Annotated in this window: 11 protein-coding genes; all 11 read right to left on the bottom strand. The window is 61.6% G+C overall.

Going from position 1 to position 13,146, the window contains the following annotated elements:
* Window positions 1–7: 7 nt before the first annotated feature.
* Complete coding sequence (locus tag Q7C33_RS06690; RefSeq protein WP_407683030.1) at window positions 8–601, bottom strand: aminodeoxychorismate/anthranilate synthase component II; 594 nt, start codon at window positions 599–601, stop codon at window positions 8–10.
* A gap of 85 nt (window positions 602–686) precedes the next feature.
* A complete protein-coding gene (gene trpE, locus Q7C33_RS06685; RefSeq protein ID WP_030139210.1) occupies window positions 687–2,168 on the bottom strand; it encodes an anthranilate synthase component I in 1,482 nt (493 codons plus the stop codon).
* 70 nt (window positions 2,169–2,238) lie between these two features.
* Window positions 2,239–3,057 (bottom strand): phosphoglycolate phosphatase, encoded by an 819-nt coding sequence (locus Q7C33_RS06680; RefSeq protein WP_030139211.1) that lies wholly within the window; start codon window positions 3,055–3,057, stop codon window positions 2,239–2,241.
* Window positions 3,054–3,728, bottom strand: coding sequence for a ribulose-phosphate 3-epimerase (gene rpe / locus Q7C33_RS06675; RefSeq protein WP_202334998.1), 675 nt, complete (start codon window positions 3,726–3,728; stop codon window positions 3,054–3,056). The genes Q7C33_RS06680 and rpe overlap by 4 nt, the downstream gene beginning before the upstream one ends.
* A 78-nt stretch (window positions 3,729–3,806) precedes the next feature.
* Complete coding sequence (locus Q7C33_RS06670) at window positions 3,807–4,955, bottom strand: iron-containing alcohol dehydrogenase (protein WP_202334997.1); 1,149 nt, start codon at window positions 4,953–4,955, stop codon at window positions 3,807–3,809.
* Window positions 4,956–5,153: 198 nt separating this feature from the next.
* A complete protein-coding gene (locus tag Q7C33_RS06665) occupies window positions 5,154–5,978 on the bottom strand; it encodes an ABC transporter permease (protein ID WP_030139214.1) in 825 nt (274 codons plus the stop codon).
* A 13-nt stretch (window positions 5,979–5,991) separates the two neighbouring features.
* Complete coding sequence (locus Q7C33_RS06660) at window positions 5,992–7,239, bottom strand: ABC transporter permease (RefSeq protein ID WP_334598423.1); 1,248 nt, start codon at window positions 7,237–7,239, stop codon at window positions 5,992–5,994.
* Window positions 7,240–7,442: 203 nt separating this feature from the next.
* Entirely contained in the window at window positions 7,443–8,486 is a 1,044-nt protein-coding gene (locus Q7C33_RS06655) for an ABC transporter substrate-binding protein (protein WP_003206153.1), read from the bottom strand.
* A gap of 49 nt (window positions 8,487–8,535) precedes the next feature.
* Window positions 8,536–9,660 (bottom strand): ABC transporter ATP-binding protein, encoded by a 1,125-nt coding sequence (locus Q7C33_RS06650; RefSeq protein ID WP_030139216.1) that lies wholly within the window; start codon window positions 9,658–9,660, stop codon window positions 8,536–8,538.
* A gap of 344 nt (window positions 9,661–10,004) precedes the next feature.
* Window positions 10,005–10,634, bottom strand: coding sequence for a response regulator (locus Q7C33_RS06645; RefSeq protein WP_030139217.1), 630 nt, complete (start codon window positions 10,632–10,634; stop codon window positions 10,005–10,007).
* A 62-nt stretch (window positions 10,635–10,696) separates the two neighbouring features.
* Window positions 10,697–13,093 (bottom strand): PAS domain-containing sensor histidine kinase, encoded by a 2,397-nt coding sequence (locus tag Q7C33_RS06640; protein WP_258648397.1) that lies wholly within the window; start codon window positions 13,091–13,093, stop codon window positions 10,697–10,699.
* Window positions 13,094–13,146: the final 53 nt, after the last annotated feature.

Genomic DNA, 13,146 nt, shown 5'->3' with positions numbered 1-13,146 from the left:
AAAGTCCTTAGCGCGTGCCGCCGGTTTGTTTGAGGAAGTTGGCGAACAGCTCGTGGCCCTGTTCAGTGAGGATAGACTCAGGGTGGAATTGCACACCTTCGATATTTAACGTCTTGTGTCGCACCCCCATGATCTCGTCGACCGAACCGTCTTCGAGCTGGGTCCAGGCAGTCAACTCCAAGCAGTCGGGCAGCGTATCGTGCTTGACGACGAGGGAGTGGTAGCGGGTGACGGTAAGCGGATGATTCAGGCCTTCGAATACACCCTTGTCTTCATGAAACACCGGGCTGGTCTTGCCATGCATGACTTGACGGGCGCGCACTACATCGCCACCGAACGCCTGGCCGATCGACTGATGGCCCAGGCACACGCCGAGGATCGGCAGCTTGCCGGCAAAATACTTGATGGCTTCGATGGAAATGCCCGCTTCGGTCGGCGTACACGGGCCAGGGGAGACGACGATGCGCTCGGGCTTGAGGGCCTCGATTTCGGCGATGGTCAGCTCGTCGTTGCGCACCACCTTGACCTCGGCACCGAGTTCGCCAAGGTATTGCACAACGTTGTAGGTAAAGGAGTCGTAGTTATCGATCATCAGCAACATGGCGTAGCAACCTTTTGATTCACTGACTTTAAAAACGGCCGTTGGGGCGGGAAAGCCCTTGGCCACAGGTTGTCGAGGGAGGGCTTCAGTCGCCTGAAGTCTGCTCCGCCAACGCCACGGCACGGAACATCGCCCGACGCTTGTTCAGGGTTTCTTCCCACTCCAATGCCGGCACCGAGTCAGCAACGATGCCACCGCCAGCTTGTACGTGGAGTTCGCCGTTCTTGATGACCGCGGTACGAATCGCAATGGCGGTGTCCATGTTGCCGTTCCAGGCGAAGTAACCCACCGCCCCGCCGTACACACCGCGCTTGACCGGTTCCAGTTCGTCGATGATTTCCATCGCCCGGATTTTCGGTGCGCCCGACAACGTGCCGGCCGGCAGGATCGCCCTCAAGGCGTCCATGGCCGTCAACCCGGCTTTCAACTGCCCGGTAACGTTGGACACGATGTGCATCACGTTGGAATAGCGCTCGATGACCATTTTTTCGGTGAGTTTTACCGAACCGATCTCCGAGACACGCCCGGTGTCGTTGCGCCCCAGGTCGATCAGCATCAGGTGCTCGGCGATTTCCTTGTCGTCCGACAGCAGGTCCTCTTCGAGGGCCCGGTCCGCCTCTCCCGTGGCGCCACGGGGGCGAGTACCGGCGATCGGTCGCACGGTGATCAGGTTGTCTTCGACCCGCACCAGCACTTCCGGCGAACTGCCCACGACGTGGAAATCGCCGAAATTGAAGAAGTACATGTAGGGCGTCGGGTTGAAGCAGCGCAACGCCCGGTAGAGATCGATGGGCGCCGCCTTGAAGTCGATGGACATTCGTTGCGACGGCACCACTTGCATGCAGTCACCGGCAAGGATGTATTCCTTGATGGTATCGACGGCCCGTTCATAGTCATCCTGGGTGAAGCTGGAACGGAACACCGGATCGGCGGCCGACTGCTTGCTGAAATCCAGGCCTGGGCGCGGCGTGATCGGTTGACGGAGCTTTTCCAACAGCGCCTGCAGGCTTTTCTGACCTTGCTCGTAGGCATCTTCCTGGGACGGGTCTGCCAGGACAATCGCATGCATCTTGCCGGCGAGGTTATCGAAGACCACCACAGCGTCGGAGACCATCAGCAGGATGTCCGGCACGCCCAGCGGGTCAGGATTCGGGCAGGTGCCGAGACGTTTTTCCACGTAGCGCACGCAGTCGTAGCCGAAATATCCGACCAGGCCACCGTTGAAACGGGGCAGTCCCGGGATGGTTGGCACGTTGTAGCGGGCCTTGAAGGATTCGACGAACGCCAGCGGATCCTCGACGTCGAGGCTTTCGATCTCGACGCCGTCGTGGGTCACGCTGATGCGATGGCCATGCACCCGCAGCACCGTACGGCACGGCAAGCCAATCATGGAATAACGGCCCCATTTCTCGCCGCCCTGCACCGATTCGAGCAGGTAGGAGTTGGGCTGGTCGGCCAGCTTGAGGTAGATCGACAGCGGCGTGTCGAAGTCGGCCAGGGTTTCGCAGGCGAGCGGGATGCGGTTGTAGCCGGCAGCGGCTAGACGCAGGAATTCTTCGCGGATCATGGGGTGCCTCGTGGCAAGAGGAGCTGACAGTCAGGTATGCAAACGCGCCGGATAACCGGCCAGGATCAAGTCAGGCGCGCCAACGCCAGCGGGCCAGGGCCTTCATGACTTTCATCCAGAGTTTGCGAGTGACCACCACGATGGCGTTTCCAGAAGAGGATTGAACAGCGTCGGGCAACGTTATCTCAGCGGCCGGGTCCAGGCAACCGGGAATTAACAGACGCAAGTCATCGATCACCAACGTCGGAAACTCTTCGGCGATCGGCCGGCCATGGTTATAACCGTAGCTCAACGCCACGCACTTGACGCCTGCCGCTTTCGCCGCCAGTACATCGCTGCGCGAATCACCGACGAACAACGACTGTGAGGCCGGGATGTTGGCCATTTTCATCACGAAGAACAGCGCCGCAGGGTCGGGTTTTTTCTGCGGCAACGTATCGCCGCCGATGATCCAGCGGAAATAACGGCCGATTTTCATCTGGTCCAGCAGCGGCGCGACGAAGCGCTCCGGCTTGTTGGTGATCAGCGCCATTTCCACGCCTTGCTTGTGCAGCCATTTGAGCGCGGAACGCACACCGGGGTAGACCACGGTCAGTTCGTGGTTGCCTTCGTAGGCTTCATTGAACAGTTCCATCGCCCGTTCGGCTTCGGCTTCATCGACGCCTTGGGCATCGATGTGGTTGGCCAGGGCCCGGCGCACCAGCATCGGCGCACCGTTGCCCACCCACTGGCGCACCGCGTCGATGCCGGCGGGTGGGCGTCCGAGCTTGAGCAGCATGCTGTCCACGGCGGCCGCGAGATCCGGTACCGAATCGACCAGCGTGCCATCCAGGTCGAACATCACCAGGCGCGGCAGGCTGCCGGGAAACAGCTGCTCGAAGCCGCTCATGGACGCGCCAGGGCCAGTTCGGCGCGCATTTTTGCAATCACCTCCTGGTAGTTCGGCGCGTTGAAGATCGCCGAACCGGCGACAAAGGTGTCGGCGCCGGCCGCAGCAATTTCACGGATATTGTTCACGTTCACGCCGCCGTCGATTTCCAGGCGGATGTCACGCCCAGAGGCATCGATCAATGCGCGAGCTTCACGCAGCTTGTCGAGGGTGCCCGGGATGAATTTCTGCCCGCCGAAGCCAGGGTTGACGCTCATCAGCAGGACCATGTCGACCTTGTCCATCACGTATTTCAATACGTCCAGCGGCGTAGCCGGGTTGAATACCAGGCCGGCCTTGCAACCGCCTTCGCGGATCAGTTGCAGGGAGCGATCAACATGCAGCGTGGCTTCCGGGTGGAAGGTGATGTAGGTCGCGCCCGCCTCGATGAAATCACCGACGATGCGGTCCACCGGGCTGACCATCAGGTGCGCGTCGATCGGCGCGGTGATGCCGTACTTGCGCAGCGCCGCGCAGACCATCGGGCCGATGGTCAGGTTGGGTACATAGTGGTTGTCCATGACATCGAAGTGCACGATGTCGGCCCCGGCGGCCAGAACGTTGTCCACTTCCTCGCCCAGGCGGGCGAAGTCGGCGGAGAGAATCGACGGAGCAATAGCAAAGGGCTGCATGACGCACCTGTTTTGAGCGAAATCACGATGGCGCGCATTGTATACCTCAAGATTTGGCGCGCCCACCGTGACAGTCGATCAATACGCCGCGCGGTAGATCTTCTCGATATCGGCGGCGCTCAGTTGGCGCGGATTGTTGCGCATCAGGCGCTCGATCCCCGCAGCCTCCACCGCCATGGACGGGATCACGTCCTCGGTCACGCCCAGGCCGCTCAGGCCTTGGGGGATCTGCACCGCGGCGCACAAGGCGACCATCGCATCGACAGCCTCGTCGGCGGCTTCAAGGTCGCTCAGGTGAGCGGTCCTGATGCCCATGGCCTCGGCGATGTCGCGCATGCGCTCGACACAGGCCATTTTGTTCCACGCCATTACATAGGGCAGCAGCAACGCATTGGCGACCCCGTGGGATACATGGAAACGCCCGCCCAACGGATATGCCAGCGCATGCACAGCCCCAACCCCGGCATTGCCGAAGGCCATGCCGGCCATCAGGCTGGCGGTGGCCATGTCTTCGCGGGCTTGCAGATGGTTAGGGTTGGCGTAGGCCTTGGGCAGAGCCCGGGTGATCAGCTTGATTGCGCCAATGGCCAGTGCATCGGTAATCGGCGAGGCGTTGAGCGACAGGTAGGCCTCGATGGCATGCGCCAGCGCGTCGACGCCACTGGCAGCCGTTACGCCGCGCGGGCATGTGAGGGTCATCTGCGGGCTGACCAGCGCCACATCCGGCAACAGATAATCGCTGACGATGCCTTTTTTCAGCTGGGCGGCCTTGTCGGAGAGGATCGCCACGTTGGTCACTTCCGAACCGGTACCGGCGGTGGTAGGAATGGCGATCATCGGCGGGCCTTTGCGCGGCACCTGATCGACACCGAACATATCCTGCAGCTCGCCGTGGTAACCGGCGTAGACACCCACGCACTTGGCGATATCGATGGCACTGCCGCCGCCCAGGCCGATCAGTCCATCATGGCCACCGTCGCGGTAGGCTTGCATGCAATCTTCGACGATGGCGATTTCCGGGTCTGGCATGACCCGGTCGAAAATCTCGTAGTCGCGTCCGCCCAGGTGCTGCAGCGCCAGTTCCACCGTGCCGGACTTGACCAGCGCTGCGTCGGTCACGATCAGTGGATTGTCGACGTCCAGGCGCGTCAACTCGGCGGCCAGTTGCTCGATGGCAGCGGCACCGGTGATCAGTTTGTGGGCGATCTTGAATGAGGAAAGACTCATGTGCGCGGCCTCTTGTTCGAGTATGGGCTGGCACAAGGATAGCTCGGGATTGAGGGTTGTCCGCGATTGAGCTCAGATACACCGCAAATTCAATGTGGGAGCGGGCTTGCTCGCGAAAGCGGCGGAACATTCAACATTTATGTCGACTGATACACCGCTTTCGCGAGCAAGCCCGCTCCCACAGGGCCAACGCAGGCCTCAGACCTGGCTGGTCCGCAGCTTCTCGCTACGCCCACGCAACCACTCCAGGGTCAGCAGCAGGATCACCGAGAAGGCAATCAGCAACGTCGCCGCCGCCGCGATGGTGGGGCTGAGGTTTTCGCGGATACCGCTGAACATCTGCCGTGGCAACGTTGCCTGCTCGGGGCCGGCCAGGAACAGGGTTACGACCACCTCGTCAAACGACGTCGCGAAGGCGAACAGCGCTCCAGAGATCACGCCTGGGGCGATCAACGGCAGGGTCACCCGACGAAACGCCGTCAATGGCGACGCCCCGAGACTTGCAGCTGCCCGGACGAGGTTGTGGTTGAAACCCTGCAGCGTCGCCGAGACCGTGATGATGACGAACGGTACGCCCAGCACGGCGTGGACGATGATCAAGGAGAAGAAGCTGTTACCCATGCCCAGCGGTGCGAAAAACAGGTAGCTCGCCACGCCGATGATCACCACCGGTACCACCATCGGGGAAATCACCAGGGCCATCACCAGCGCCTTGCCCGGGAAATCGCCGCGAGTCAGGCCAATGGCCGCCAGCGTACCGAAGATCATCGCCAGCAATGTAGCCGCCGGGGCAACGATGATGCTGTTCTTCAAGGCCCGCATCCACTCCGCCGAAGCGAAGAAGTCGTGATACCACTGCAACGAAAAGCCCTGCAGCGGATAGACCAGGAAGCTGCCGGAGTTGAACGACAACGGAATGATCACCAGCACCGGCAGGATCAGGAACAACAGGACCAGCCCGCAAAGTATGCGCAAGCTGTAGAACCACACCCGTTCGACGGGGGACATGTAAGGACTCAGCATTTCAGATCTCCCCTTAGCTCAGGCGCAGGCGACTGGCGCCCACCAGCCAGCTGTAAATCAGATAAAGCACGATGGTCGCGAGCAACAGCAGCCCGCCGAGCGCCGTCGCCATGCCCCAGTTGATGCTGGTGTTGGTGTAGAACGCGACGAAATAGCTGACCATCTGGTCGTTCGGACTGCCCAGCAGCGCCGGGGTGATGTAGTAGCCGATGGCAAGGATGAACACCAACAGGCACCCGGCGCCGACACCTGCATAGGTCTGCGGGAAGTAGACCCGCCAGAAACTGGCAAACGGGTGGCAGCCCAGGGAAATCGCCGCCCGCATGTAGGTGGGCGAGATGCCCTTCATCACGCTGTAGATCGGCAGGATCATGAACGGCAGCAGGATGTGGACCATCGAGATGTAGACGCCGGTGCGGTTGAACACCAGCTCCAGCGGTTTATCGATGACACCCATGGCCATCAACGCGCTGTTGATCAACCCACCGGACTGCAGCAGCACGATCCACGCCGCCACCCGCACCAGGATCGAAGTCCAGAACGGCAGCAGCACCAGGATCATCAGCAGGTTGCTTTGACGCGACGGCAGGTTCGCCAGCAGGTAGGCCAGCGGATAGGCAAGTACCAGGCAGATCGCGGTGATCACCAGGCCCATCCAGAAAGTACGGGTGAAGATGTCCAGGTAGATCGCCTGGTCGGGGGTGGCTGGCGCCAGTTCGCCGAGATCGTCGATGCGGTGGTCGACAGCCGCCAACAGGTAATACGGCGTGACGTTACTGGTGTTGCGGCGGATCACTTGCCAGTACGCCGGATCGCCCCAACGCTCGTCGAGGCCTTCCAATGCTTCTTTATAAGAGGCGGGCTCAGTCGCGAACGGCAGCGCCCGGGCCGTTTTCGTCAGCAGGCTGCGATAGCCGGCCGATTCCATGTTCAGTCGCTTGGACAAGTCGCCCAGCGTTTGATTTTTGCGGGCTTCAGCCAGATCTTCGCTGGCAGCCTTGTACACCGGCTCGCCGGGCAAACCGCGTCCGTCCCAGGTTGCGACGGCAGCGACGGTGCGCGGCATGGCGCCCACGACTTCCGGGTTGCTGACGCTTTTGAACAGCAGCGCGACGATCGGCACCAGGAACACCAGCAGCAGAAACAGTACCAGCGGCGCGATCAGGGCCTGGGCCTTCCAGCGGTTGACCCGCTCGGCGCGCTTGAGCCGCTGCTTGAGTGTGGGGCTGGTGCCCGCGTTCATTGGAACGGCGATGGCCATGGCGAACTCCGCAAATCTTCTTGATCGTTACAGGGGCGGCGAGCCGCCTCTGTTCTTTTGAAACACCCGGGTCGATGAAAGAGCCTGTGGGAGCGAGCTTGCTCGCGATGGCTGCGGCACATTCAAGATTGATGTGCCTGACAGACCGCTATCGCGAGCAAGCTCGCTCCCTCATGGATCTCGTCCAGTTTCAGACCGTCGGGTTACTTCGCCGCCCAGGAGTTGAAGCGCTGCTCCAGTTGCTCGCCGTTGTCAGCCCAGAAGCTGACGTCGATCTGCACTTGGTTGGCGATGTTTTCCGGGGTGGTCGGCATGTCTTTCAGGACATCCTTGGCGAGCAACGGCACGGCCTGGGTGTTGGCCGGGCCGTAGGCGATGTTTTCCGAGTAGGTCTTCTGCTGCTGCGGAGCCACCGAGAAGGCGATGAATTTCTTCGCAGCTTCGGCGCGGGTCTTGTCCAGGCCACGGGGGATAGCCCAGGCGTCGAAGTCGTAGATGCCGCCGTTCCACACCACTTTCAGATTGCTTTCTTTCTGTACCGCGGCGATCCGGCCGTTGTAGGCCGAGCTCATGACCACGTCACCGGAAGCGAGGTATTGCGGCGGCTGGGCGCCGGCTTCCCACCACTGGATGTTTGGCTTGAGTTCGTCGAGTTTCTTGAACGCGCGGTCCTGGCCATCTTTGCCGGCCAGCACTTTGTAGACGTCTTTCGGCGCTACGCCGTCCGCCATCAGGGCGAATTCCAAGGTGTACTTGGCGCCCTTGCGCAGGCCGCGCTTGCCGGGGAATTGCTTGGTGTCCCAGAAGTCGGCCCAACTGGTCGGGGCGGTCTTGAGTTTGTCGGCGTTGTAGGCCAGCACGGTCGACCATACGAAGAACCCTACGCCGCAAGGCTGGATGGCGCCCTTGACGTAATCTTCAGCTTTGCCGAACAGGGCCGGATCCAGTTGTTCGAACATGTCCTCGTCACAACCACGGGACAATTCCGGGGACTCGACTTCCACCAGGTCCCAGGAAACGCTCTTGGTATCGACCATGGCCTTGACCTTGGCCATTTCGCCGTTGTATTCGCCCGCCACGATCTTGCCATTGCCGGCCGCTTCCCACGGTGCATAGAAGGCTTTGACCTGAGCCGCCTTGTTCGCCCCGCCGAAAGACACCACGGTCAGGTCCGGGCCCGCCGCCATCGCGCTTGCCGCACCCATCATGCCCAGTGTCAGGGCTGTGAACTTCAGGGATCTCAACATTTATTGTTCTCTCCACGTGCAGGGTTGGTGTTGGTACAGCAGGGGGCGATCAGTTCGCCTCTAGAAGGGGATCGAGCGCACGCACATGCTCGACTTGCCAGCCAAGCGGAACCACGTCCCCGACGGCGAGCGCGGGATCGAGCTCGGCAATCGGCTGTTTCACGAAGAAGTCATTCTTGCCGCAGACTTCCAGGCGAACCCGGACGTGGTCGCCCAGATAGATGAATTCCGCCACCCTCCCTGAGAAGCGGTTGACACATTGTTCGCTAGAACCGTTGAGACTGACCCGCTCCGGCCGGATCGACAGCGTGACCGGCTCGCCAGGCTTGCCTACATTGACGGCCAGGGCCTCGACTTTCTCTCCGCGCCCCAGCTCCACCAGGCAGCGATCGCCGGTCTGGCTGTGCAGGCGTCCATTGAGGCGGTTGTTTTCGCCGATGAAGTTGGCGACGAAGGTGTTTTTCGGTTCTTCGTAGAGTGTGCGCGGCGGGGCAATCTGCTGGATCTCGCCCTGGTGGAACACGGCTACGCGGTCGGACATGGTCAGGGCTTCGCCCTGGTCGTGGGTCACGTAGACCACGGTCACGCCGAGGCGCTGGTGCAGATGCTTGATTTCCATCTGCATGTGTTCGCGCAATTGCTTGTCCAGCGCGCCGAGAGGCTCATCCATCAGGACCAACTGCGGTTCGAACACCAGCGCCCGGGCCAGGGCCACCCGCTGCTGCTGGCCGCCGGACAACTGTGCGGGATAGCGTTGGGCAAAGCTGTCCAACTGCACCATGCTCAGGACACGCTTGACCCGGTCACCGACGTCGCTCTTGTTCAAGCCGCGCACGGTCAAGGGAAAGGCCAGGTTCTCGGCCACGGTCATGTGCGGGAACAACGCGTAGTTCTGGAACACCATGCCGATGTCGCGCTTGTGCGGCGGCACGTTATTGATGGAGCGGCCAGCCAACTGGATCTCGCCAGCGGTCGGGGTCTCGAACCCGGCGAGCATCATCAGGCTGGTGGTCTTGCCGGAGCCGGAAGGTCCGAGCAGGGTCAGGAATTCGCCTTTGCGAATGTCCAGGTTGAGGTCCTTGACGATCAGGTTCTCGCCGTCGTAGCTCTTTTGCACACCACGAAAGCTGACCAGCACATCGCTGGTCCCCGCGCTTGAATCGACCTGGCTCATACCCGCACCTTTTGTATTGATGACTGCTTGTGAATCAAGCCTAGTGGAGCCTGGGGCCCGCGCAAATCGGGGCGCAGGAGAGAATCGCCTCAGCCGGATGGAAGAGTCGGGGTAGGGATTGCCCTACACGGATGGCGGGATTGGATAAATGCAGCGGTGGGTTTCGAGCGGCGAGCTGCAAGTAGGGGCAAAAGCGCTGCTGGGGCGTGTCGCAAATGGATATGCCAACACTAACCCTGTGGGAGCGAGCTTGCTCGCGATGGCGGTCTGTCAGCTACCTATGTGCTGAATGATCTGACGCTATCGCGAGCAAGCTCGCTCCCACAAGGGGACGATGATGGGGGTCAGAGCAACTTGTGCTCCATCGCGTATTTCACCAATTCAGCCAACGAAGTGATGTTGAGCTTCTGCATCAGCCGCGCCTTGTGGGTGCTGATGGTCTTGCTGCTCAAGGCCAACTGCTGGGCGATGTCGTTGACGTTGGCGCCCTGGGCGAGGCGTTCGAAGACCGAAAATTCGCGCTCCGACAACAGGGAGTGCAGCGGCCGGGCGTCGGTCAGGCCAACTTCGAAGACCATGCGGTCGGCCAGGTCCGGATCAATGTAGCGCCCGCCCGCGGCGACCTTGCGAATCGCCATGAGCAGCAAGGCCGGGTCGCTGTCCTTGGTGGCGTAGCCGGCGGCACCGACCTTCAGGGCGCGCGCGGCCATTTGCGCCTCGTCATGCATCGACAGCACCAGGATCGCCGGCGGATTGCTCAGCGCCCGGATCCGTGGGATCGCCTCCAGGCCATTGACCCCCGGCATGGAAATATCCAGCAGCACCACTTCGCAGGGCACGTGGCGCAGGGTCTCGAGCAACTGTTCGCCATTGCTCGCCTCCCCCACCACCACCAGATCCTTGGCCAAGCCGATCAACTGCTTGATGCCTTCGCGGACGATGGTGTGGTCTTCGGCTACCAGTACACGGATCACGTTCTTCTCCAGGTTCAGGATCTTCGCGAGCAGGCTCGCTCCCACAGGTTTTGTGTATCCCATCAAGCCTCATGCAATGGCACGCGCACCGACAAGGTCGTGCCCTCCCCCGGCTCACTGTCGAGGGTCAACTGCCCGCCCATGATCAACACGCGCTCACGCATGCCAACCAGGCCAAAGGATGTTGGCCGTCCCGCGTCAGTAATGAATCCTACACCGTCATCGCTGACTGTCAGACACAACTGGTCGTCTTCCTGCACCAGCGTCAACTCTACGGTATGCGCCTGGGCATGGCGCATCACATTGGTCAGCGCCTCCTGGAGTATCCGAAACAGGCCGATGGCCTTGGCGTCGCTCAAGGGCGGCAGGTTGTCAGGTACTTGCACCAGGCAAGGGATCTGCGTACGCGCCTCGAAACGCCGGGCCTGCCATTCGATGGCCGAGGCGATACCGGCGTCCAGGATCGGCGGGCGCAGCGCCGTCGCCACGTCGCGTACCAACTGGAACAGCTGGGCAATCAGGCGCTTCATGCTGTTGAGCCGTTCCTGCAGGCCCGGATCGAGTTGTGCGTAGGCCAATTCACACATCGAAGTTTCAAGCTTCAGTACCGTCAGCATCTGACCCAGTTCATCATGGACTTCCCGGGCGATCCGCGCCTTTTCCTCTTCCCGTACGCTTTCCAGGTGCGCCGACAGTTCACGCAATTGTTCCCGGGAACTGGCCAGCTCCAGTTCGATGCGCTTGCTTTCGGTGATGTCCCAGACGATACCGTCCCAGACGTAGGCGCCATCTTCGAGGCGACGGGTGATCGCCTTGATCTCGGCCCAGCGCTCCAGGCCTTCGCGGGTCAGGATACGTCCCTGCCAAGACCAATCGCTGTCGCTGTCCAGCGCCTGGTCCTGGGAACGGTGATAGCCAGACTTGTCTTCGGGGTGCACCAGACTGCGCAGCCCGGTATCGCTACGGGCCAGGGTTGCCGGGGAATAACCCACCAGGCTTTCGCTGCCTTCACTGATGTAGGCAAAGTCGATCTGTCCGGTCACCGATGCCCGCTCCAGGCGAAAGACCATTCCCGGAACGTTGGCGGCGATGCCCTGCAGGCGCGCCTCGCTTTCGCGCAGAGCCGCCAGCGCACGTCGACGTTCCGTCACATCGTTGAGGTAGACCACCAGGTATTCGGCATCACGAAAACGCAGGAAGCTCAAGGAAACGTCGGCCGGCAGGATGCTCCCGTCCGCTCGCACACACTCGGTCTCGAAACTCTGTGGCCCCTCCTCACTGGCACGGGCACGCTTCCACAGGTTCAGCCAGCGGTCCATGTGCAGGCCCGGCTCGAAGTCGATCAGCGGCCGGTCGATGATCGCGCCCTGCGCGTAGCCGAGCATGGTTTCGGCAGCACGGTTGGCGTAGCGCACATGACTGTCCCAGTTGACCCAGAGGATGCCGACGGTGCTCTGGTCGATGGAAAACTGGGTCAAGCGCAAGGCTTCTTCGCTGGCGGTGCGTTGGGCGATGTCTTCCCGCGCGGCACGCAGGCGACGCTCCACCGAGCGCTGCTGGCGGCGCTGCCAGAATACGATGGCCACGCTGCTGAGCAGCATTGCCAGGAGCAACAGCGTCAGGTTCTGCCAGAAGCCCGGGGTCTCGGTCAGGCGCGGATATTTTGGCTTGAGCCAGCGGCTGTGCAGTTGCTCCAGATCCTTCGCCGGGATGGCCTGCAAGGCGCTGTCGATGATCTCGGCCAACTGCGGCCAGTCCCGGCGTGTGGCCACCCGCAGCAATTGCGGCGAACCGATGTCGCCCACCACCGCCAGCTCGGCGAATTCGGGCTCGACCATCAGCCGTCCAAGCTGCGCCTCGTCGACCACCGCGTATCGGGCCTGCTGGGTCAGCAACAGCTGCAAGGCTTCACGCTCCATCGGCACACCCTGCAAATTGAGCGCCGGATAGTTGCTGCGCAGATAGTCGGCGGTGGCGCTGGGCATGCGCACCGCAACCCGGCTCTGAGTGTCGAGCTTCTCCAATTCCACGCCTTCGGCGCCTTTCTGCGCGCCGACGATCAGTTGCGGTACACGCATATAAGGGTCGGAAAATTGCCAGAGCCTGAGCCCCACCGGAGTCTGGGTCAGGCCTGGGGCGACATCCACCTCGCCATCACGCACCGCCTCTTCCAGTTGCGCAACGTCCTGAAAGTTGCGCCAGGTCAGTTCGACGTTCAAAGCCTTGCCCAACCACTGCATCAGCTCGACGTTGGTACCGGACAAACGCTGCAAGCGCCGGTCGTATTGCGCGTACGGTGCCTGCAGCACCAGGCCGACCCGTAGCTGCGGATGCTCCGCCAACCACTGGCGCTGGACGCCATTGAGTTGCACGTCATGGGTCTGCGGCGCAGGCGCGGCCCAGGCCATCAAGGGAAGCCATAAACAGCCGATAACCCACAGGCAGCAAAAACGCATCATCGAAGTCTCACGCACTGACAAATACTGACCAACCCATTAGGCTGCCGGAAATA

The sequence above is a fragment of the Pseudomonas sp. BP11-1-1 genome (assembly GCF_052112105.1).
Classification (GTDB): Bacteria; Pseudomonadota; Gammaproteobacteria; order Pseudomonadales; family Pseudomonadaceae; genus Aquipseudomonas; species Aquipseudomonas alvandae.
Note: the sequence above shows the minus strand (reverse complement) of the source record. Positions and strands in the feature narration are given on the sequence as shown.

Coding starts and splice junctions, on each gene's coding strand:
- Q7C33_RS06690 (WP_407683030.1), bottom strand. CDS start 601: ATGTTGCTGATGATCGATAACTACGACTCCTTTACCTACAACGTTGTG.
- trpE (WP_030139210.1), bottom strand. CDS start 2,168: ATGATCCGCGAAGAATTCCTGCGTCTAGCCGCTGCCGGCTACAACCGC.
- Q7C33_RS06680 (WP_030139211.1), bottom strand. CDS start 3,057: ATGAGCGGCTTCGAGCAGCTGTTTCCCGGCAGCCTGCCGCGCCTGGTG.
- rpe (WP_202334998.1), bottom strand. CDS start 3,728: ATGCAGCCCTTTGCTATTGCTCCGTCGATTCTCTCCGCCGACTTCGCC.
- Q7C33_RS06670 (WP_202334997.1), bottom strand. CDS start 4,955: ATGAGTCTTTCCTCATTCAAGATCGCCCACAAACTGATCACCGGTGCC.
- Q7C33_RS06665 (WP_030139214.1), bottom strand. CDS start 5,978: ATGCTGAGTCCTTACATGTCCCCCGTCGAACGGGTGTGGTTCTACAGC.
- Q7C33_RS06660 (WP_334598423.1), bottom strand. CDS start 7,239: ATGGCCATCGCCGTTCCAATGAACGCGGGCACCAGCCCCACACTCAAG.
- Q7C33_RS06655 (WP_003206153.1), bottom strand. CDS start 8,486: ATGTTGAGATCCCTGAAGTTCACAGCCCTGACACTGGGCATGATGGGT.
- Q7C33_RS06650 (WP_030139216.1), bottom strand. CDS start 9,660: ATGAGCCAGGTCGATTCAAGCGCGGGGACCAGCGATGTGCTGGTCAGC.
- Q7C33_RS06640 (WP_258648397.1), bottom strand. CDS start 13,093: ATGATGCGTTTTTGCTGCCTGTGGGTTATCGGCTGTTTATGGCTTCCC.